The organism is Affinirhizobium capsici (assembly GCF_977018625.1).
The window spans coordinates 2,480,692-2,499,876 of the sequence record NZ_CDRNXD010000004.1 but is presented as its reverse complement, the minus strand read 5'-3'; the positions used below and the strand labels follow the sequence as shown (position 1 = coordinate 2,499,876).

The window sequence follows — 19,185 nt, the reverse complement described above, 5'->3', positions numbered from 1 at the left end:
CATGAGAGAGACGGACGCTAGGCGGATTATGTTGAGATTCCGTTTCCAGACTCATTCCATTTGCACCAGACCGATACATTCTGATGCTAATTCTGATTAGACCTCACGGACCCTTCGATGCGGCTGCCTGGCTGGTATCAGCGTGCTGTTCGCAATTGGGCGTGCAGGAGAGAACGGAACGGTCCGTCTGGCGGAACACACGCACCGTATTGCCTTCATCGATCGACACGAGAATTCGCTCGTCTGCAATGGCATTGCCCTCCGCATCGAGCAGCACGAGGTTTGTCGCACCGAAGGCGCGGCCTGTCAGAACGATGGTTTTGGGATCGGCAACCGTTGCATCTGCAACCTGAGCGTTGCCAATGATGACCTTGCTGACCGGACGATCCAGTTTAAGGATTCGCGCCTGATTCATATAGACGCGCAGCAATCCGGCGCCTTCTTGTGCAGTCGCAGAAAACGGCATTGCAAGAAGCAAAATCGCGGAAAGCCGGACCAACAGGGTGGATGGCATAGAAAAAGCGCCTTCTGAATCGGTGTTCTGTTTCTGAGCATGACAATTATTGGTGAATGAAGTCTTAATGTTCCGACTTGTGGCGAAAACCCAAATTGATACAAGTGCTGGCCCTGTATTTTGTCTCGTTATGACGCGGGCCGTCGAATTCGAGATTCCTAAAAAGCCTTGTGTGCCAACGCTTATACAACTGAAAGCTTCATGATCGAGGCGTAGTCCGCATTTTAAACTTTTCGCTCAATCTTCGTTTACTAAAGCATTCAGAACCAGCTCTTAACTCTATACTAACCTTCTTTATTAAGCGGTTGGAAATGCCCTGCTCGTAATTTGGGTGCACCGAACAGCGGACAAATGGTTGTCGGCATGGCTGAGTTTTCAGATCCCCGGAGTAGGAGAGACGAATGTCCAAGATTTTTGCGCGTTTCGTGAAGGAAGAGTCGGGCGCGACGGCTATTGAATATGGCCTGATTGCAGCGCTAATTTCCGTCGCTCTGATCGCCGGTGCCACTACGCTTGGTAATAACCTTAATAACGTCTTCCAGAATATCTCGACGAAGATGAGCACGGCTGCGACAGCTGCTGCGAAGTAAGCTTGTTGCCGGGCAGGATTTCAACGGCAATTGCTTGGTGTGAGGTCGAGTCCGGGAGGTACTGATGGAAGCTGGTTTTCTCTTAGCTTTCGTTGGGTTTCTTTTGGTTGCTGCAGTAAGCGATCTTCTGACAATGAAGATCCCGAACTGGCTCTCACTGGCACTCGGGCTACTTTTCTTTCCTGCGGCCATTGTCGCAGGTCTGCATATCACCGCGATCGGCCTCTCGGCCGTCGCGGCGCTTTGCGTGTTCATTGCCTGCTTTGCCTTGTTTGCGCTCAACGTCATGGGTGGCGGAGATGCAAAGCTTTTAACGGCTTGTGCGCTCTGGTTCGGATTGAGCCAGGGCCTTATCGTGTTTCTCGTCAATGTGGCATTCTGCGGCGGCATCGTAACGTTGCTCGTCCTTCTTATCCGCTGGATGTCAAGACTGGTGACAGACCGCGGCATTCGGCTGCCGCCGTCGCTTTCCACCGCGAAGAAAATTCCCTATGGCTTGGCCATCAGCGCAGGTGCTTTACTGGCATTGCCACAGCTTTTCATTTCCATGAGATGATTTTTACGTATTTCATTTGATAATAAAGCAGTAATCCACCTCTCTTAACTTTGCCTTAACCATCACTGTAAGGTGAACGTTAACCATAATTATACCATTGGCAGTCCATTGTCGGCGCAAACGTACCGACTCCTCAAGGATTGGCCATGAAACCCGCCCGTATCATCATTCTCAGCGTTGCCGTCGTCGCGGCAGGTCTTGCTGGCCTGTTGGCAATGAAGCTGTCGGGTGGACAGACCGTCGTTCAGACAGCCGAGGCTGTCATCCGCAAGGAGCCGACGGTTAACGTGCTGGTTTCCGCTGAAAACCTGCCTGTGGGCGCCCGGTTGACCGAGAAATCGCTGCACTGGATCGGCTGGCCGGAAAGGGGGGTGGTCGATGGCTTCATCACGCAAGCTGCCCGTCCACAGGCAATCGAGGAACTGACAGGCGCAGTGGTGCGCCTTCCGCTGTTTAATGGCGAGCCCGTTCGGGCTGAGAAGGTGGCTGATTCGTCGAACCGGATCATGTCTTCAATTCTGCCTAGCGGCAAACGGGCCGTTGCCACTGAAATCTCCGTGGCCACCGGTGCTGGTGGTTTCGTCCTGCCCAATGACCGCGTCGATGTCATCATGGTGCGCAAGAGAGAGCAGGGCGGTTACAGCACTGAAAATGTACTCAATAATATTCGTGTTCTCGCCATCGACCAGCGCATTGAGCAGAAGGAAGATGGTACGCAATCCGTCATAGGAACCACCGCAACACTGGAGCTGACGCCTGACCAGGCGCGGGTAATCGCCGTTGCGCAACAAATGGCTGACAGACTGACGCTTGCACTGCGCTCCGTTGCCGATGTGCAGGAGCCGGATACTCAATTTGCTGATTACCTGCTGGCCGGTGGCGGCAAGGGCGAGGTTCAGGTCATTAAATCTGGAACCATCGTCAATGCCACGAGCAGCGGCACAACCGGTTCGGTTCAGCGCTAGGAATTTTTAGGGAGCGGTCGCTGTGACATCTTGGAAGAAAACATTTCGCGCCTCTGCCGCAGCCGGCCTGAGCCTGTGTATGGTTTTGTCGGACGCCCCGGGTCTGTTGAGAGTGACACCGGCTTTCGCTGCATCGGATAATCTGGTGCGTATCACCGAGGCGGGGCGAGGCGTTCACAAGCGGCTCAAGCTGGGCCTGAACAAGGCGCTGGTTGTCGATCTTCCAGCGGATGCGCATGATATTCTGGTGGCCGACCCTACCATGGCAGATGCGGTAACGCGCACCTCCCGTCGAATCTACCTTTTCGGGAAGACGGTCGGTCAAACGAACATCTTCATCTTCGGCCCAGGTGGCGAGGAAATTGTTAGCCTCGATCTGGAAGTGGAACGCGATATCGATGGTTTGCAGGCAAATCTTCGCCGGTTCCTTCCCGAATCGGACATCAAGGTAGAGATCGTCTCGGACAACATCGTACTGACAGGCACAGTGCGCACGCCACAGGATTCCGCACAGGCGGAAAAGCTGGCCCAAGCCTTCCTGCAAGGTGGTGAGGCGACGACACGCAACTCAACCGCCACGGGCGGTGCGACCTATGGCGGCGTGGCAATATATGCGGAAGAGCGCCAAAGATCGCAGATCGTGAACCTGTTGACCATTGAAGGCGAAGATCAGGTAACCCTCAAGGTAACCGTCGCCGAAGTCAGCCGGCAGGTTCTCAAACAGCTTGGTTTCAACGGGTCGGTCTCCACCAATGGAAGGTCCGCAAGCGGCGGCATCTCGTTTGCAAATCCCACCAATCTCGGCACCGCTGCCGCGGTCGGCGGTCTCGGGGGCGTGGTTGGTTCCATCGGCACCACAAGCCTTGCATCCTATGTCAACGCCATGGAACAGGCGGGCGTCATGCGTACGCTTGCAGAACCAAGCTTGACCGCCATTTCCGGCCAACAGGCAAAGTTCTATGTCGGCGGCGAATATCGACTTGCCGGACAGCAGGATGTCACGGTCGATGACACGACGAACAGACCAACAGTATCGCGTACGGTGCAGACGGTAAACTACGGCGTGGAATTGAACTTCAAGCCGGTGGTGCTTTCCGCTGGCCGCATCAGCCTCAACATTGAAACCAACGTCTCCGAGCCGACCTATGAGGGCTCTGTCACCACTGGCAACGGTACCACGCCCCGGGTACCGGGCAGCACCTATCTTTCCCTGCGCAAGCGCGAAGCATCCACATCGGTGGAACTGCCATCCGGCGGATCTATCGTGATCGCCGGTCTGGTGCAGGATAATGTTCGCCAGGCCATGTCGGGTCTCCCTGGCATTTCAAAGGTTCCTGTTTTCGGTACGCTTTTCCGCAGTAAGGACTTCATCCGCAACGAAACGGAGCTGGTGATCATCGCCACGCCATATCTGGTACGGCCTGTCGCCCGAAATCAGTTGTCGCGTCCGGATGATAACTTCAACCCGGAAAACGATGCCGCCATGTATTTCCTCAACCGCGTCAACAAACTTTACGGTCGCCAGGAGCAGCCGGTCCCAACGGGCCGCTATCACGGTGCGGTCGGCTTCATTTACAAATAAGAGGCACACGAGAATGATCCGCACACCGTATGCTTCGGCTCTTTTGCTTCTCTCCGCAGCGCTTCTTTCCGGCTGTGGCAGTAACCAGATGGCGGCAAACGCGCCTTTGGATTATCGCCAGCGTCATCCGATTGTCTTGACCGACGCTCAAACCACGCTGGATATTCCAGTGGGTGCCAATGATTCACGCCTGACAATTGGCATGCGTGACACGATCAAGGGCTTTGCCCAGAATTTCAGGAACTCATCGGCTGGTTTCATGCAGGTGCAAGTGCCGCAGGGGTCAGTGAACTCGGTTGCCGCTGCCCAATTGGCAGGCGATATTCGCAAGACCTTGCAGAGCGGAGGCATTCGCAGCCAGCGCATTGTCATGACGAAATATGCAGCTGGTGGCCCCGGCGATGCGGCACCCATTCGCCTGGCTTTCGTCGCGACCAAAGCTGTAGCGGGACCGTGTGGCGAATGGCCGGAGGACCTTTCCGACAACACGTTTGGAAATCGCAATTGGTATAATTTTGGCTGTGCTTCGCAGAGCAATCTGGCCGCCCAGATCGACAATCCGACCGATCTTCTCGGCCCGCGCGCGCAGACACCGATCGATGCGACCCAGCGTGCAAATGTCATCAATACCTATCGCACCAACGCGGCCACAGGCAAATAAGAGGACAGGGCATGGCTCCGATCCAGTACGACATAAAAATGTCCGCCGCCGAGGATGAAATGGTGGAGGAGCAGGGACGTTCAACGGATCTGGACTCCATGCGCCCCCTGCCGCGAATTTCCATCCATGCCTTTTGCAACAGCGATGTCATGCACCGGATCATGGAGCGCCTGGGACAGGATCGCCGCATGTCCAAGGTAAATATGCGTGTGACGAGCGGTGGTGTGGATGCCGCGGCCAACATGTTTGCAGCTGCGCCTACGCCGAACCTTCTTATTCTCGAAACGGATGCCGAGCCGCGGTCCCTGCTCAGTGAGCTCGCGCCGCTGGCCGAGGTATGCGATCCATCGACCCGGGTTATCCTGATTGGCAAGCACAACGACATTACGCTGTATCGCGAGCTGATCCGTAACGGCATTTCGGAATATCTGGTCGGTCCGGTAAAAATGCCTGATCTGCTAGGCGCAATTGCCTCCATTTTCGTGGACCCGGAAGCTGAGCCGCTTGGCCGTTCTATCGCCTTCATCGGCGCAAAGGGTGGCGTCGGATCGTCAACGATTGCGCATAACTGCGCCTTCGGTATTTCCTCGCTGTTTTCGACTGAGACCATTCTGGCCGATCTCGATCTGGCCTATGGCACCGCAAATATCGATTTCGATCAGGACCCAGCGCAAGGAATTGCGGAAGCTGTCTATGCGCCCGACCGCCTGGACGAAGTATTTCTGGATCGTTTGCTGACCAAGTGCTCTGAACATCTCTCGCTGCTGGCTGCACCCTCGCTTCTTGATCGTCCCTACGATTTCGAGCGTCACTCCTTCCAGCCAGTGGTCGAAGTGCTGCAAAGAAGTGCGCCGGTTGCTGTTCTGGATGTGCCGCATGCCTGGTGCGACTGGACGCGAACCGTACTGGCGGAGGCGGATGAGGTGGTGATTACGGCAGTGCCGGATCTTGCCAATCTTCGCAACACCAAGAACATGATGGATGCGCTGAAGAAGCTTCGACCCAACGATCGGGCACCGCATCTCATCCTCAACCAGGTGGGACTTCCGAAGCGGCCGGAAATTGCGCCTTCGGATTTCCTGGAGCCGCTGGAAATCGATCCAATCGCAATCATTCCTTTCGATGGTCAGCTTTTCGGCAATGCAGCCAATAGTGGACGCATGATCAGCGAAATGGATGCGAAATCGCCAACAGCCGAAATCTTCTCGCAGATCGCCCATGTCGTAACAGGCCGTAGTTCGATGAAGAAGGCCAAGAAAGGTGGTCTTGGCATGGTGCTGGGGCTTCTGGGTCGAAAGTAAGTGAACGCTAAAATAAAGACTGGATTGCAGGATGTTTGGCAAACGTGGACATGATGGTTTTGGCAAGGCGGGATCGCCGACGCCTGTCCAGGCGCCGGCGCACACTCCCGCACCCTCCAGTAACGTCACGACGCGGTCCGCGCCGGATGTGATCCTGGATGTTGGTTCCGCGCCGCCGCAGTCGGGACCACGGCAGCCGGTTTCACCGCCTCCACTCGCACCAACGTCGAACAGTCAAAAGCGCCGCACGCTGCGCGACGATGGCTATTACGATACGAAGGCCCAGGTTTTTTCAGCCTTGATCGATACCATCGATCTTTCGCAGCTTGCCAAACTGGATGGCGAAAGCGCCCGCGAGGAAATTCGCGATATCGTCAACGATATTATCACCATCAAGAACTTCGCGATGTCGATTGCCGAGCAGGAAGAACTGCTCGAAGACATCTGCAACGACGTTTTGGGTTATGGTCCGCTGGAACCGCTTTTGGCGCGGGATGATATTGCCGATATCATGGTGAACGGCGCGGGGCAGACCTTCATCGAAGTCGGTGGCAAGACCATCGAATCTGAAATTCGCTTTCGCGATAATGCGCAGCTTCTTTCCATCTGCCAGCGCATTGTCAGCCAGGTTGGCCGCAGAGTCGATGAATCATCTCCAATTTGCGATGCGCGTCTGCCGGACGGTTCGCGTGTCAACGTTATTGCGCCACCGCTATCGCTCGATGGGCCGGCGCTCACGATCCGAAAGTTCAAGAAAGACAAGCTGACGCTCGACCAATTGGTTAAGTACGGTTCAATCACGCCGGAAGGTGCGGCTGTTCTACAAATCATAGGGCGCGTTCGTTGTAATGTGGTCATCTCCGGCGGTACGGGGTCCGGTAAAACCACCCTTTTGAACTGCCTGACGCGTTACATCGACGAAAACGAACGGATCATTACCTGCGAAGACACAGCAGAATTGCAATTGCAGCAGCCGCATGTAGTGCGGTTGGAAACACGCCCGCCGAATATTGAAGGCGAAGGCGAGATCACTATGCGCGATCTCGTCAAAAACTGCCTTCGTATGCGACCGGAACGCATCATCGTCGGCGAAGTGCGCGGACCGGAAGTCTTCGATCTGCTGCAGGCGATGAACACCGGCCATGACGGTTCAATGGGCACGATCCACGCCAATACGCCTAGAGAATGCCTTTCGCGTATGGAATCGATGATCGCCATGGGTGGCTTTAGCCTACCCTCCAAAACAGTGCGCGAGATCATTTCCACATCAGTGGACGTGATTGTGCAGGCTGCTCGCCTTCGCGATGGCTCACGCCGGATCACCCACATCTCTGAAGTGCTTGGCATGGAAGGCGATGTAATTGTTACGCAGGATCTGGTTCGCTTTGAAATCGAAGGCGAAGATGCCGCTGGTCGTCTGATCGGCCGCCACGTCTCGACTGGTATCGCCAAGCCGAATTTCTGGGATCGTGCGCGCTACTATAACGAGGAACGTCGTCTGGCAGCCGCACTCGATCAGATGGAAATCAAAACCAACTAATAGCAAAGAGGACCGGGAATGGATCTGACTGTCATCGCCCTTGCGGTCCTCGTTGCAATTGCTGCGTCCGGCATCGCCTATGCGCTTTTATTCTCGCGCATCGAAGTGGAAAAGAAGACGACAAACCGTGTGACACGCCTGTCTTCCGGCGTGACCGACGGCGCGCAATTGAAGGCTGCGCGTGACCGTGTGCAGGAACTGTCCAAGCGACGTAAGTCCGTTCAGGACAGCCTCAAGGATCTGGAAAAGAAACAGCAGGAAAAGAGCAAGAAATTCGGAGATCAAAGCCTGAAAGCGCGGCTTGCGCGTTCCGGCCTGCCACTCACGCAGGCGCGCTTCTATGTGTTCAGCGCGGTCTTTGCCTTGATCCTTGTGTTCGCCTGCCTGCTTGCTGAAATGCCATTGATGGTTCTGGCGGGTGTGGCGATTGTTGCGGGCCTGGGGATTCCGCGCTGGGTCATCGGCTTTTTCATTCGGAGGCGCCAACAGAAGTTTCTGGAGGAGTTGCCTAACGCGCTTGAAGTCATGGTGCGATCCATCAAATCCGGCTTGCCGCTCAATGATGCCATGCGGCTGATCGCCTCTGACGGGCAGGAGCCGGTAAAAAGCGAGTTCCGGCGAATTGTGGAGTCGCAGCAGGTGGGTCTCAGCACGCCTGAGGCCTGTGCCCGCATGATGATGACAATGCCATTGCCGGAGGTGAATTTCTTCTCCATCGTCATCGCCATTCAAAGCCAGGCAGGCGGTAATCTTTCTGAAGCGCTGGGCAATCTGGCCAAGGTTTTGCGCGAGCGACGCAAGATGAAAGCCAAGGTTCAGGCGCTTTCGATGGAGGCAAAGGCATCTGCCGTCATCATCGGCTCTCTGCCCTTTATCGTGGCCACGCTCGTTTACCTCACATCCCCGCAATATATTTCGGTGCTTTTCACCGATCCGCGCGGGCATTTCATCCTGATGGCTGCCGGCTTCTGGATGGCGTTCGGCATTTTTGTCATGCGGCAGATGATCAACTTTGATATTTGAGGGCACCGCATGACTGAGCTCGCCCAGAAACTGACTGACCCTTCCATGCTGGTTGCGCTTTTGGTGGCGCTGGCCGTTTTTGCGACCTTCTACACGCTCGTGCTTCCCATGATCGAGGGACGCGATCTGAACAAACGGATGCGGGCGGTTTCCACGGAGCGCGAACAAATCCGCTCGCGTGAACGCGCACGCATGAATGCAGATGCCAGTAAAGCCTCGCTGCGCACGCAGAAAAACCAGTCTGCCAGCCAGATTGTTGAGCGCTTTAACCTGCGTGAAGCCCTGGTGGATGGAAATACCGTCAACAAACTGAAGGCAGCGGGTCTTCGAACCCAAAATGCGCTCAACGTATTTCTGGTATGCCGCTTCCTGTTGCCGTTCCTGTTCCTCGCCGCAGCTGCCTTTTGGATCTTCGGCCTCGGAAACCTGTCTTCGCGTCCGCTGCCGATCCGCCTGCTCATTACGATTGCGACGGCCTATATCGGCTTTTATGCGCCGAACATCTATGTCAGCAACAGGGTCAACAAGCGGCAGGCATCCATCAAGCGGGCATGGCCCGATGCGCTGGATCTGATGTTGATTTGCGTGGAAGCCGGTATTTCGCTGGAGGCTGCCATGCGGCGTGCCGCGGAAGAAATCGGGCAGCAATCGGCGGAACTTGCAGAAGAACTGGTCCTCACGACCGCAGAGCTTTCCTTCCTGCCGGATCGCAAGGTCGCTCTTGAAAACCTCGCCATTCGCACGCAGCTGGACATCGTCAAGGCAGTAACGACGGCCCTCATTCAGGCGGATCGGTACGGCACACCCGTAGCGCAAGCTCTGCGCGTTCTGGCGCAGGAGGGCCGCGATGAACGCATGAACGAGGCGGAGAAAAAGGCGGCGGCCCTGCCGCCGAAGCTGACAGTGCCGATGATCGTGTTCTTCCTGCCGGTACTGATTGCCGTTATTCTTGGACCAGCAATCATTCAAGTTTCAGATCGGTTTTGAAGGCGCAAGAAGCAAGAAAAGCTCGCCATGCGGATAAGCGTGGCGAGCTTTTTGCCGAGGTGATTTCCGTCGGTCAGTTCGTGGCTGTCGCTGGCTTGCCGTTCTTCTTGTCTGCAAGCTTTGCCCAGGTATTCTGCTGCGACATCATGGAGCGGAGATAGGCCACATTCGCATCGGCCTGCGCAGGGTTCAGTTCTCGGCGTGCAATCTGCTCGGCCTCCTGAAAGCGACCCTGAAGGCCAACCACCAGTGCAAGGTTCTGCCGAACGCGGCTATCAGCCGTCGGAAGGTTAGCTGCATTGCGCAAATAGGTTTCGGCGGTTTTCAAATCGCCGGAGAGAACGTAGGACATACCGAGGTTGGACATGACGCTCGGCTCGTTGGGCTGCGTATCAAGCGCCATCCGGTATTTCTGCCGGGCTTCATCCGAGCGGCCCAATTGATCGAGAACGGCACCTTCGGCGGAATAGAGGCGCCAATCAGGGCGATCGGGTGTCTGAGCACGATTGATGGTTTGCAGCGCCTGCTCCAATTGACCTGCCGCTGCCTGAGCTTTGCCAAAGGCGGCCAGAACGGTGCGGTCGGCGGGATTGGCAATCGCCACCTGCTGCATCACGGCCAGTGCCTGGGTGTTCTTGCCGTTCATGCGCAGGATGCTGGCATAGTTGAGACCGATGGTGCGATCTTTCGGATTACGGTCATAGGCCGAGCCTGCGACCTTTTCAGCCTGCGCCAGTTCCGCAGCATTCATCTGTTCCACTGGCTTGCCGAAATTCAGCGAGGCGGTTGGAACCGAACCCGTGGTGATTCGGTCGGCGCGCTGCTGATTCGTGGCGCAAGAACCAAGTGCCAGGGGCAAGAGAAGGCCACAAGCAACGCTCACCCAAAGGCGGCGCCTGGCAGAAGGAGAAGAAAATGCGGTCATCATGGCTGTTGGCCCCGGTCCCTGAGACGCCAGCCGTGCTTTAAAAACGAGCAGGAAAGGGTGGCGTCTTCCTGTCTCAAGCAATAATCTGTTAACCCTAACAGTTCGTTAAATCCGCGTTTCTGAAAGCATCCCATGGCTCCCTTCCAGTTCATTGAAAGACCTTCTCCGTTTCATGTTTCAAGCGCAGATGCGCTGACCGTTCACGCGGTGACCCCTGCTGAATTGGAAGCGGGCAAAGCCGGAGAGGCAGCCACGGCCTGGGCCAAGGCGGCTGGCTTCAAAGCCGATGCGGGCAATCTGCTGCTCGTGCCGGGTGAGAGCGGCAAGGTTGCGGGAGCAATTTTCGGACTGGGGGCAAACCCCTTGGAGCAGCCCTTTATCTGCGGGAAACTTTCTCGTCAGTTGCCCGCCGGTCAGTGGAAGCTGGAAATTGCAGCTTTACCGCTGGAAAAGGCAGCACTCGGCTTTGGTCTTGGCACCTACAGCTTTGATAGCTACCGCTCGCCGAAAACCACAGATGCATTCCTCTCTCTTCCTGACGGCATTGATATTGCGGGTTTGGAGCGGACGCTCTCCGCGGTCTTCCTGGCGCGCGATCTCGTGAATACCCCGACGAATGACATGGGGCCGGATCATCTGGATGGTGTCTTTTCATCCATCGCCTCGCATTACGGGGCGGTGCTGTCTAGGGTGATTGGCGAAGAGCTTCTGGCTCAGAACTTTCCGTTGATCCACACGGTTGGGCGCGCCAGCGAGCAAGTGCCACGGCTTCTGGAAATGCGATGGGGCAGGAAGGGTGCACGGAAAGTCACACTCGTCGGTAAGGGCGTGTGCTTCGACACCGGTGGGCTGGACATCAAACCCCCGGCATCCATGTTGCTGATGAAGAAGGATATGGGCGGTGCCGCCAATGTTCTGGCGCTGGCGTCGATGATCATGGATGCAGGCCTGGACCTGGACCTGCGCGTACTGGTGCCAGCGGTGGAAAACTCCATTTCCGCCAACGCCTTCCGCCCGGGCGATATTTATCGAAGCCGTAAAGGGCTTACGGTTCAGATTGATAATACGGATGCGGAAGGCCGTCTCATTCTGGCGGATGCGCTGGCCTATGCGGATGAAGATGCGCCCGACCTGATGATCGATATGGCTACCCTGACCGGAGCCGCCCGGGTGGCACTCGGACCCGATCTGCCACCCTTCTTCACTGATGACGAAGCGCTAGCGGCAAGCCTGACTGAGGCGGCCATCGCGGAGGATGATCCGTTGTGGAGACTGCCGCTTTTTAAAGGCTACGAGAAGGATGTGCGCGCCCGCGTGGCGGACCTGACCAACGCTCCTTCAGGCGGCATGGCGGGTGCGATTACGGCAGCTCTCTTCCTGAAGCGCTTTGTGGGCGAGACAACGCCTTGGGCGCATTTTGACATCTACGCCTGGTCGCCAGCCGAAAAGCCACATGCCACACCTGGCGGCGAAGCACAGGCCATTCGAGCCCTTTTCCGCCATATTGCTGCGCTTTCCTGAGGTTCACAAAGGCACAGTGAGTATGGAGTAAGAATGCCTGCGGAATTGAGCGCAACCGAAGCATTGGGGCTTTGGCATAGGGTCTGTCTCCATCAGGTTCGGGATGAGGGGCAGGACTTCACCTTGCGCCAAATGGCTATTCTACTGCATATCTATCTGGTACCGCCGCCTCATACGGTGCGGGGGCTCGCCTCTGCACTCGGCGTCACCAAGCCGGTCATTACGCGGGCTTTGGATAGTCTTGGAGCCATGCGGCTTGTGGACCGCACGCGTGATATTGAGGATCGCCGCAACGTCATTATCAAGCGCACTCTTGACGGTGCGCTGTTTCTTGAAAAACTGGGCGATCAGATACGCGATGAAGCGCGCCGACCCATACCATGAGGACTGCACATGGCTGATAACCTCGACCGCCGCCTGAATGCCTTCCGCCCTGACCTCGCGGATGAGCGGCTGGCAGAGCATGTGCAGGCGGAGCGCTATGTGGGCGGTGAGCCTGCTTCGATTGCTGTGCCGATCGCCAATATTCGCCCCGCCGCTGAAAAGATGCGAAATATCGACACGCAGTTTCTGTTTGGAGAGCCTGTTCGCATTTTCGAACGACGCGACGGCTGGGCTTGGGTTCAAGCTGAAGAAGACGGTTACGTTGGTTATCTGCCGGAAGCGGAATTGATAGCACCCACGAGCCCCACCCACTGGATCGGCGTGCCGCGCACCTTTGTTTATCCAGATGCGGAACTGCGAAAGGTGCCAATTCATGCGCTTTCCATGGGAAGCCGGGTCGAGGTGATCGGCGAGGCTGAGACGCGTGGAACGCAATACTTTCTGCTCAAGTCGGGTGGCGCTGTCATTGCACGGCACTGTGTGCCGATTACGGACCATGTTCACTCGGATTATGTGGCCATTGCAGCCGAATTTCTCAATACGCCCTATCTCTGGGGCGGCAGGTCGGGCTTTGGCATCGACTGTTCCGGCCTTGTGCAATTGGCCATGATGATGGCGGGCATCAAGGCACCGCGGGATTCGGATATGCAGGCCGGTTTCGGCAGCGAGATCGGCAAACAGGATTTGAAACGCGGTGATCTGGTATTCTGGAAGGGCCATGTCGGTATTATGGAAGATGGTGAAACCATGCTCCATGCCAACGGGCATACGATGACGGTCGCGCGCGAAAATCTCGATGCGGCGATCCAGCGAATCGGCTGGCTTTACGAGCAGCCCACGGGCTATCGCACGCCTTATTGATCACCGATTCCGCCTTGCTTCATGGTAGAATGATCTCTCGCTTCCCATATGTGGGGAAATGGTGTGGAGCATTGCGATGATCGGACAATGGCGAATTCTGGGTGGAGCCTTTCTGGTGGCGGTCACGGCTATTCCGGCATTTTCGAAGGACAAGGCTCATGCGCTGCAAGTGCCGCGCACGGGTGAATTTTATAAGGACTTGCCTGGCGTCAAGCCGATGGAAAGCCTTGTGCAGAAGGACGACAGCCCAGATTGCGAGACTGTGACGGTCTATCGTCGCTGGAGCAATCGAGACATTTTCCGTGATTTTCCAGTGAGCGCATATCGCTGCGAGAAGAATGGCGTGACCTATACCGGAACCCAAATGCCAAACCGTCCCTGGGTTCCGGGGCTTAACCCGCAGACTTTGCCGGACTGAGACGGCCAAAACCATGACGTCGTAGAGAACACATAGCGCGTCGTAATCCCAAGCGCTTTCCGACATTCCAGATGCTTTGCTAACCAGGCTGAATACACCTCGTTGGAGGACGGGGAGATACCGCTGGTAGGCGGTGACGTTCGGTCAGCTAGACGATGTGCGTTGGAGTGAAAAATTCCCGCTTTGCCTGCCTGACTGAGCATAAATGTTCAAACCATGGAGGAGATGGCAATGAGCAGGAATAGAGGCGTAGTCTACATGCGACCTGGCAAGGTCGAGGTGCGCGATATCGATGATCCCAAACTTGAGGCACCGGATGGACGGCGCATCGAACATGGCGTCATCCTCAAGGTGATCTCCACGAATATTTGCGGATCAGACCAGCATATGGTGCGGGGTCGCACCACAGCCATGCCCGGCCTTGTCCTCGGACATGAGATCACTGGCGAAGTGATCGAAAAGGGCATCGATGTCGAGATGCTCCAGATTGGCGATATCGTCTCGGTACCGTTCAACGTAGCTTGTGGACGTTGCCGCTGCTGCAAATCGCAGGATACGGGCGTCTGCTTGACCGTCAATCCATCCCGCGCCGGTGGTGCCTATGGCTATGTCGATATGGGCGGCTGGATCGGCGGACAGGCAAAGTATGTCACCGTTCCCTATGCGGACTTCAACCTCCTGAAATTCCCGGATCGCGACCGCGCCATGTCGAAGATCCGCGACCTAACTATGCTTTCCGATATCCTGCCGACGGGCTTCCATGGTGCCGTGAAGGCGGGCGTGGGTGTGGGCTCCACCGTCTATGTCGCGGGTGCTGGCCCGGTTGGCCTCGCCGCTGCGGCTTCGGCCCGCATTCTGGGTGCAGCCGTTGTGATGGTGGGTGATTTCAACAAAGAGCGTCTCGCGCACGTTTCCAAAATGGGATTTGAGGCAGTCGATCTCTCCCAGAGTGATCGCTTGGGCGACATGATCGCCCAGATTACCGGCTCCGACGAAGTGGATAGCGCCATCGACGCTGTGGGTTTCGAGGCGCGTGGTCATTCTGGCGGTGAGCAGCCAGCCATCGTGTTGAACCAGATGATGGAAATCACTCGTGCAGCAGGCTCCATCGGTATCCCAGGGCTCTATGTCACGGAAGATCCGGGTGCCGTTGACGATGCCGCCAAGCAGGGCAGCCTCTCCATGCGCTTTGGTCTTGGCTGGGCGAAGGCTCAATCATTCCATACGGGCCAAACGCCAGTGTTGAAATACAATCGCCAACTGATGCAAGCGATCCTGCATGATCGGCTGCCGATTGCCGACATCGTCAATGCCAAGATCATTTCGCTTGAAGATGCGGTGCAGGGCTATGAGAGCTTTGACCAGGGAGCGGCAACAAAGTTCGTTCTCGATCCGCACGGCGACCTGCTCAAGGCTGCCTGATCTGCATCACAGAATCTCCCGAGCGCCTGCGGCAATCCTTGCCGCGGGCGTTTCTGTCAGTGGCTTTCGCCAAGATTTTATCGATTGCCGACTGGTGGCTTGAAATCCAGGTCAGCGGTCAGTCGCTGTTCATCATACAAAAGCCAGCGCTTTAGCCGCTACACGAGGGGCACGAATCGTCGCATCCCCAAAGGGGAAGTGATACGATGACAACTTTTTCGGGAGTTGTAAGCTTTTGATCTGGCTAGTGATCAAAATGGAATGGTGCCCAGAAGAGGACTCGAACCTCCACACCCTTGCGAGTACCAGCACCTGAAGCTGGCGCGTCTACCAATTCCGCCATCTGGGCGACGAGGAGCGATGTACTGGTCTGAGGGGGTCCTGTCAACGGCCCTTTTTGAACTTTCTGTGTCAGAGGTGAAAATTCTTCAGAATGCTTTGGGGTGAGCAATGCGCCCGCAGGGCGTATCAATTGGAAGTACCGCTATCCTCCTTGTTTTCTTTGGAAGATCGGTCGATATGGCCGAGATCACGGCTAGGCTCGATCACATCGCGCACGCGCTGTTTCAGGTCTTTTGGACCGGGAAAACCGCCATCCTTCACTCTTTCCCATATCACGACGTTGTCTATGCGAATCTCGAATATACCGCCAGTTCCCGGCACAAGTGCCACCTCGCCAAGGCTGTCGCTGAACGTGTGGAGAAGCTCCTGCGCCATCCATGCGGAGCGCAGCATCCAATTGCATTGGGTGCAGTATTGGATGGCGATTCTAGGTTTGCCGGTCATATGAACTTTCCACCGATCACAATTATCCTCACAGGGATTTTATGTCCCGGTTGGAGCGGGGAGCAAGGTCTATTCCGCCTCTTTATGAGGGATCGTTTGAAAGCAGGAATTTGATTTAGTTTGTTATGATGAAGCTTTTGCTTGAATAGAAACAGGCTCGTTCATAGAATTATATATGTTCAACCACTTTGGAGGATGTGGCATGGCAAAGTTCGAACTGTATAAAGACAAGTCGGGTGAGTTCCGTTTTCGATACAAAGCTTCGAATGGCGAGACGATGTTTTCGTCGGAAGGCTACAAAGCCAAGGCTTCCGCCATGAAAGCCATTGAATCAATTCAGAAAAATTCACATGAAGCAAAAGTGGATGATCAGACTGTCACAGCGACGGCCTGACCTATGCCAGAATGGCAGGAGCCGCGGCCAGTTTGCGGTTCCTGCTGTAGAAGAAGATCGGAACACCACGCGCTTTCCCCCGTTCGTCGATTACACCCATCGACAAGGAGGAACCCGATGACCAAGAAATTGATAGCTGCATTTGCCCTGTCTACCGTGCTGCCGTTCGCAGCCATGGCGCAAAGCACGACGGCACCTGTGACGCCTGAACAGGGCCAGGCGACGAACCAGAATAACGCGCGAGGCGGCATGCCCGATTCGCCCCGCAGCACCGAGCCGACGACCGAGGGTCCATTCGTGACTGTTCCGGGCCAAGGTGCCTGGAAGGTAAGTGACCTTCGTGGCAAAGCTGTTTACACGACCGGCGGTGACAACATCGGTAGCATCAGCGATGTGCTTGTCAGCCAGGATGGCAGCGTGAACGCCGTCATTCTCGGCGTTGGCGGCTTCCTGGGGATCAATCAGAAGGATGTCGCGGTCGATATCAGCGCGCTACAACTGGGTCCTGGCATGACGCAGGAGCAGGCCAATCAGGCTGCTGCCAAGTCACCGGCAGTGTCTGGTGAAACAACTGCATCAACAGCCAACAACACATCCAACCCTGCTGCGGGCGCCAATACGACGAATGGCGTGGGCATGGGTGCCCAGCAGCAAAATACGGCTGCCGGTCAGGGCACGGCAGCACCGGCGCAGAATGAGCAAATGGCGGCAAACCGGTCCGGCTCATCGGCTGATGCGAAGATCGGCGAAGACGGCCTCCCTGAGAAGATTGTGCTGAACGTCACGCGCGAACAGCTAGATCAGGCTCCTGCCTTCCAGGGTATGACGCCCGCGCGATAAGGGGCAACAAAAAAGCCCTGCGATGACCTCATCGCAGGGCTTTTATACGAATGGCTTGCTTGAAGGCTCTTATTCGTCGTTCATCTTCAACGCGGCGATAAAGGCTTCCTGCGGAATTTCCACTTTGCCGAATTGACGCATGCGCTTCTTGCCTTCCTTCTGCTTTTCCAGAAGTTTGCGCTTACGGGTGGCGTCGCCACCGTAGCACTTGGCTGTCACGTCCTTGCGAAGGGCGCGAACGGTTTCGCGGGCAATCACCTTGCCCCCAATCGCTGCCTGGATTGGGATCTGGAACATATGCGGCGGAATGAGTTCCTTCAGCTTTTCGCACATGCCGCGACCACGGCGGTCCGCTGCCGAACGGTGGACCAGCATCGAAAGCGCATCCACAGGATCGCCGTTGACCAGCAGCGACATCTTCACCAGATCGCCTGCCCGGTAATCGATGATCTGATAGTCGAACGAGGCGTAGCCCTTGGAAATCGACTTCAGGCGGTCGTAGAAGTCGAACACCACTTCGTTGAGCGGAAGCTCGTAGGTAACCATGGCGCGTGTGCCGACATAGGTAAGTTCGGTCTGAATACCGCGACGGTCCTGGCAAAGCTTCAATACTGAACCGAGATATTCATCCGGTGTCAGGATCGTTGCCTTGATCCACGGCTCGCGGATTTCCTCTATCTTCACCACATCAGGCATATCTGCCGGGTTGTGCAATTCTTTCTCGGAACCATCGGTCAGCGTCATCTGGTAGACAACGGAAGGCGCAGTTGCGACGAGATCGAGATTGAACTCGCGCTCAAGGCGCTCCTGGATGATTTCGAGGTGCAGAAGGCCAAGGAAGCCGCAACGGAAGCCAAAGCCGAGTGCGGCCGAGCTTTCCATTTCGAACGAGAAGGACGCATCGTTGAGGCGCAGCTTGCCCATGGCAGCACGCAGATCTTCAAAGTCTGCCGCATCGACCGGGAAGAGACCGCAGAAAACAACCGGCTGTGCAGGCTTGAAGCCGGGCAATGCCTTTTCTGTCGGGCGCTTATCATCGGTAATGGTGTCACCGACGCGAGTATCGGCCACTTCCTTGATGGAGGCGGTGATGAAACCAATTTCGCCCGGACCCAGGCTGTCCACATTGACCATTTTCGGCGTCAGCACGCCGACGCGCTCCACGCCGTATTTCGCGCCAGTACCCATCATGCGGATCTGCTGACCCTTGGTCAGCACGCCATCGATAACGCGCACCAGAACCATAACGCCGAGATAGGTGTCGTACCAGCTATCAACGAGCAGCGCCTTCAGGGGAGCCTTCTCGCCAGCTTCGCTCTTTGGCGGCGGCAGCTTGTGCACGATGGCTTCCAGGACATCGGGAATGCCAAGGCCTGTCTTTGCAGAAATCAGAACGGCGTCGGAGGCATCGATGCCGATGACTTCCTCGATCTGGTCCTTGATACGATCTGGCTCTGCGGCTGGCAGGTCGATCTTGTTGAGAACCGTGACCAATTCGTGATTGTTGTCGATGGCCTGATAAACGTTGGCGAGCGTTTGCGCTTCCACGCCCTGAGACGCATCGACCACCAGAAGCGAACCTTCGCAGGCGGACAGCGAACGGGAGACTTCGTAGGCAAAGTCAACATGGCCGGGGGTATCGATGAGGTTCAGAACATAGGTTTCGCCGTTCTTTGCCTTGTAATGCAGGCGCACGGTTTGTGCCTTGATCGTGATGCCGCGCTCGCGTTCGATATCCATCGAGTCGAGAACCTGTTCCGACATCTCGCGTTCGGCCAAGCCGCCGGTCGATTGGATCAGGCGGTCAGCCAGGGTGGATTTTCCATGGTCGATATGTGCGACGATGGAAAAGTTGCGGATGTGGTCAAGGGGCGTACGATCGGTGCTCATGGCTGGCGCATATAGCAGCGAG

General features: G+C 56.3%; 20 protein-coding genes and 1 tRNA gene. 16 read left to right on the top strand and 5 right to left on the bottom strand.

Going from position 1 to position 19,185, the window contains the following annotated elements:
• Positions 1–103: 103 nt before the first annotated feature.
• The gene (locus tag AC0JZ1_RS15360) at positions 104–466 is read right to left on the bottom strand and encodes a pilus assembly protein N-terminal domain-containing protein (protein ID WP_471883478.1); all 363 of its coding nucleotides are present in this window, start codon (positions 464–466) and stop codon (positions 104–106) included.
• A gap of 449 nt (positions 467–915) precedes the next feature.
• On the opposite strand from AC0JZ1_RS15360, the gene AC0JZ1_RS15355 reads away from it, so the two are divergent.
• The 9 genes from AC0JZ1_RS15355 to AC0JZ1_RS15315 all read left to right on the top strand — a co-directional run bounded on the left by AC0JZ1_RS15355 (position 916) and on the right by AC0JZ1_RS15315 (position 9,719).
• The gene (locus tag AC0JZ1_RS15355; protein ID WP_471883193.1) at positions 916–1,104 is read left to right on the top strand and encodes a Flp family type IVb pilin; all 189 of its coding nucleotides are present in this window, start codon (positions 916–918) and stop codon (positions 1,102–1,104) included.
• 61 nt (positions 1,105–1,165) lie between these two features.
• The gene (locus AC0JZ1_RS15350) at positions 1,166–1,660 is read left to right on the top strand and encodes an A24 family peptidase (RefSeq protein ID WP_471883477.1); all 495 of its coding nucleotides are present in this window, start codon (positions 1,166–1,168) and stop codon (positions 1,658–1,660) included.
• Positions 1,661–1,806: 146 nt separating this feature from the next.
• Positions 1,807–2,625, top strand: coding sequence for a Flp pilus assembly protein CpaB (cpaB, locus tag AC0JZ1_RS15345; protein WP_471883192.1), 819 nt, complete (start codon positions 1,807–1,809; stop codon positions 2,623–2,625).
• Positions 2,626–2,704: 79 nt separating this feature from the next.
• Entirely contained in the window at positions 2,705–4,207 is a 1,503-nt protein-coding gene (locus AC0JZ1_RS15340; RefSeq protein WP_471883191.1) for a type II and III secretion system protein family protein, read from the top strand.
• Positions 4,208–4,220: 13 nt separating this feature from the next.
• On the top strand, positions 4,221–4,868 hold the full coding sequence (locus tag AC0JZ1_RS15335) for a CpaD family pilus assembly protein (protein ID WP_471883190.1): 648 nt from the start codon (positions 4,221–4,223) through the stop codon (positions 4,866–4,868).
• Positions 4,869–4,879: 11 nt separating this feature from the next.
• Positions 4,880–6,169 (top strand): AAA family ATPase, encoded by a 1,290-nt coding sequence (locus AC0JZ1_RS15330; protein WP_471883189.1) that lies wholly within the window; start codon positions 4,880–4,882, stop codon positions 6,167–6,169.
• A 31-nt stretch (positions 6,170–6,200) separates the two neighbouring features.
• Positions 6,201–7,709, top strand: coding sequence for a CpaF family protein (locus AC0JZ1_RS15325; protein ID WP_471883188.1), 1,509 nt, complete (start codon positions 6,201–6,203; stop codon positions 7,707–7,709).
• Positions 7,710–7,727: 18 nt separating this feature from the next.
• Positions 7,728–8,732, top strand: a complete 1,005-nt coding sequence (locus tag AC0JZ1_RS15320; protein WP_471883187.1) for a type II secretion system F family protein — start codon at positions 7,728–7,730, stop codon at positions 8,730–8,732.
• Positions 8,733–8,741: 9 nt separating this feature from the next.
• Positions 8,742–9,719 carry a type II secretion system F family protein gene (locus AC0JZ1_RS15315; protein ID WP_471883186.1) on the top strand — a complete coding sequence of 326 codons (978 nt, stop codon included), beginning with the start codon at positions 8,742–8,744 and terminating at the stop codon, positions 9,717–9,719.
• A 73-nt stretch (positions 9,720–9,792) separates the two neighbouring features.
• Here AC0JZ1_RS15315 and AC0JZ1_RS15310 read toward each other — a convergent pair whose 3' ends face one another.
• Positions 9,793–10,644, bottom strand: a complete 852-nt coding sequence (locus tag AC0JZ1_RS15310; protein ID WP_471883476.1) for a tetratricopeptide repeat protein — start codon at positions 10,642–10,644, stop codon at positions 9,793–9,795.
• A 135-nt stretch (positions 10,645–10,779) separates the two neighbouring features.
• Here AC0JZ1_RS15310 and AC0JZ1_RS15305 point away from each other — a divergent pair, with 135 nt between their 5' ends.
• The 5 genes from AC0JZ1_RS15305 (at position 10,780) to fdhA (ending at position 15,253) form a co-directional block, all read left to right on the top strand.
• Positions 10,780–12,168, top strand: a complete 1,389-nt coding sequence (locus AC0JZ1_RS15305; protein ID WP_471883185.1) for a leucyl aminopeptidase family protein — start codon at positions 10,780–10,782, stop codon at positions 12,166–12,168.
• 33 nt (positions 12,169–12,201) lie between these two features.
• A complete protein-coding gene (locus tag AC0JZ1_RS15300; protein WP_471883184.1) occupies positions 12,202–12,552 on the top strand; it encodes a MarR family transcriptional regulator in 351 nt (116 codons plus the stop codon).
• 9 nt (positions 12,553–12,561) lie between these two features.
• Complete coding sequence (locus AC0JZ1_RS15295) at positions 12,562–13,413, top strand: C40 family peptidase (RefSeq protein ID WP_471883183.1); 852 nt, start codon at positions 12,562–12,564, stop codon at positions 13,411–13,413.
• Positions 13,414–13,489: 76 nt separating this feature from the next.
• Positions 13,490–13,831: a hypothetical protein gene (locus AC0JZ1_RS15290; protein WP_471883182.1), complete on the top strand. Its 342-nt coding sequence runs from the start codon at positions 13,490–13,492 to the stop codon at positions 13,829–13,831.
• A 231-nt stretch (positions 13,832–14,062) separates the two neighbouring features.
• A complete protein-coding gene (fdhA, locus tag AC0JZ1_RS15285; RefSeq protein ID WP_471883181.1) occupies positions 14,063–15,253 on the top strand; it encodes a formaldehyde dehydrogenase, glutathione-independent in 1,191 nt (396 codons plus the stop codon).
• Positions 15,254–15,515: 262 nt separating this feature from the next.
• Here the strand turns inward: fdhA and AC0JZ1_RS15280 are convergent.
• Together AC0JZ1_RS15280 and AC0JZ1_RS15275 are read right to left on the bottom strand one after the other, a co-directional pair.
• Positions 15,516–15,602 (bottom strand) — tRNA-Leu (locus AC0JZ1_RS15280).
• Between the two features lie 119 nt (positions 15,603–15,721).
• Positions 15,722–16,039, bottom strand: coding sequence for an Rdx family protein (locus tag AC0JZ1_RS15275; protein ID WP_471883180.1), 318 nt, complete (start codon positions 16,037–16,039; stop codon positions 15,722–15,724).
• A gap of 202 nt (positions 16,040–16,241) precedes the next feature.
• On the opposite strand from AC0JZ1_RS15275, the gene AC0JZ1_RS15270 reads away from it, so the two are divergent.
• A complete protein-coding gene (locus AC0JZ1_RS15270) occupies positions 16,242–16,433 on the top strand; it encodes a YegP family protein (RefSeq protein ID WP_471883179.1) in 192 nt (63 codons plus the stop codon).
• Positions 16,434–16,550: 117 nt separating this feature from the next.
• Entirely contained in the window at positions 16,551–17,273 is a 723-nt protein-coding gene (locus AC0JZ1_RS15265) for a PRC-barrel domain-containing protein (protein ID WP_471883178.1), read from the top strand.
• A 69-nt stretch (positions 17,274–17,342) separates the two neighbouring features.
• Here AC0JZ1_RS15265 and lepA read toward each other — a convergent pair whose 3' ends face one another.
• Positions 17,343–19,163: a translation elongation factor 4 gene (gene lepA / locus AC0JZ1_RS15260; RefSeq protein ID WP_471883177.1), complete on the bottom strand. Its 1,821-nt coding sequence runs from the start codon at positions 19,161–19,163 to the stop codon at positions 17,343–17,345.
• Positions 19,164–19,185: the final 22 nt, after the last annotated feature.

What these genes read in the sequence shown, in the direction of transcription:
- AC0JZ1_RS15360 (WP_471883478.1), bottom strand. Translation starts at nt 466, where the DNA reads ATGCCGTTTTCTGCGACTGCACAAGAAGGCGCCGGATTGCTGCGCGTC.
- AC0JZ1_RS15355 (WP_471883193.1), top strand. Translation starts at nt 916, where the DNA reads ATGTCCAAGATTTTTGCGCGTTTCGTGAAGGAAGAGTCGGGCGCGACG.
- cpaB (WP_471883192.1), top strand. Translation starts at nt 1,807, where the DNA reads ATGAAACCCGCCCGTATCATCATTCTCAGCGTTGCCGTCGTCGCGGCA.
- AC0JZ1_RS15340 (WP_471883191.1), top strand. Translation starts at nt 2,705, where the DNA reads ATGGTTTTGTCGGACGCCCCGGGTCTGTTGAGAGTGACACCGGCTTTC.
- AC0JZ1_RS15335 (WP_471883190.1), top strand. Translation starts at nt 4,221, where the DNA reads ATGATCCGCACACCGTATGCTTCGGCTCTTTTGCTTCTCTCCGCAGCG.
- AC0JZ1_RS15330 (WP_471883189.1), top strand. Translation starts at nt 4,880, where the DNA reads ATGGCTCCGATCCAGTACGACATAAAAATGTCCGCCGCCGAGGATGAA.
- AC0JZ1_RS15325 (WP_471883188.1), top strand. Translation starts at nt 6,201, where the DNA reads ATGTTTGGCAAACGTGGACATGATGGTTTTGGCAAGGCGGGATCGCCG.
- AC0JZ1_RS15320 (WP_471883187.1), top strand. Translation starts at nt 7,728, where the DNA reads ATGGATCTGACTGTCATCGCCCTTGCGGTCCTCGTTGCAATTGCTGCG.
- AC0JZ1_RS15315 (WP_471883186.1), top strand. Translation starts at nt 8,742, where the DNA reads ATGACTGAGCTCGCCCAGAAACTGACTGACCCTTCCATGCTGGTTGCG.
- AC0JZ1_RS15310 (WP_471883476.1), bottom strand. Translation starts at nt 10,644, where the DNA reads ATGACCGCATTTTCTTCTCCTTCTGCCAGGCGCCGCCTTTGGGTGAGC.
- AC0JZ1_RS15305 (WP_471883185.1), top strand. Translation starts at nt 10,780, where the DNA reads ATGGCTCCCTTCCAGTTCATTGAAAGACCTTCTCCGTTTCATGTTTCA.
- AC0JZ1_RS15300 (WP_471883184.1), top strand. Translation starts at nt 12,202, where the DNA reads ATGCCTGCGGAATTGAGCGCAACCGAAGCATTGGGGCTTTGGCATAGG.
- AC0JZ1_RS15295 (WP_471883183.1), top strand. Translation starts at nt 12,562, where the DNA reads ATGGCTGATAACCTCGACCGCCGCCTGAATGCCTTCCGCCCTGACCTC.
- AC0JZ1_RS15290 (WP_471883182.1), top strand. Translation starts at nt 13,490, where the DNA reads ATGATCGGACAATGGCGAATTCTGGGTGGAGCCTTTCTGGTGGCGGTC.
- fdhA (WP_471883181.1), top strand. Translation starts at nt 14,063, where the DNA reads ATGAGCAGGAATAGAGGCGTAGTCTACATGCGACCTGGCAAGGTCGAG.
- AC0JZ1_RS15275 (WP_471883180.1), bottom strand. Translation starts at nt 16,039, where the DNA reads ATGACCGGCAAACCTAGAATCGCCATCCAATACTGCACCCAATGCAAT.
- AC0JZ1_RS15270 (WP_471883179.1), top strand. Translation starts at nt 16,242, where the DNA reads ATGGCAAAGTTCGAACTGTATAAAGACAAGTCGGGTGAGTTCCGTTTT.
- AC0JZ1_RS15265 (WP_471883178.1), top strand. Translation starts at nt 16,551, where the DNA reads ATGACCAAGAAATTGATAGCTGCATTTGCCCTGTCTACCGTGCTGCCG.
- lepA (WP_471883177.1), bottom strand. Translation starts at nt 19,163, where the DNA reads ATGAGCACCGATCGTACGCCCCTTGACCACATCCGCAACTTTTCCATC.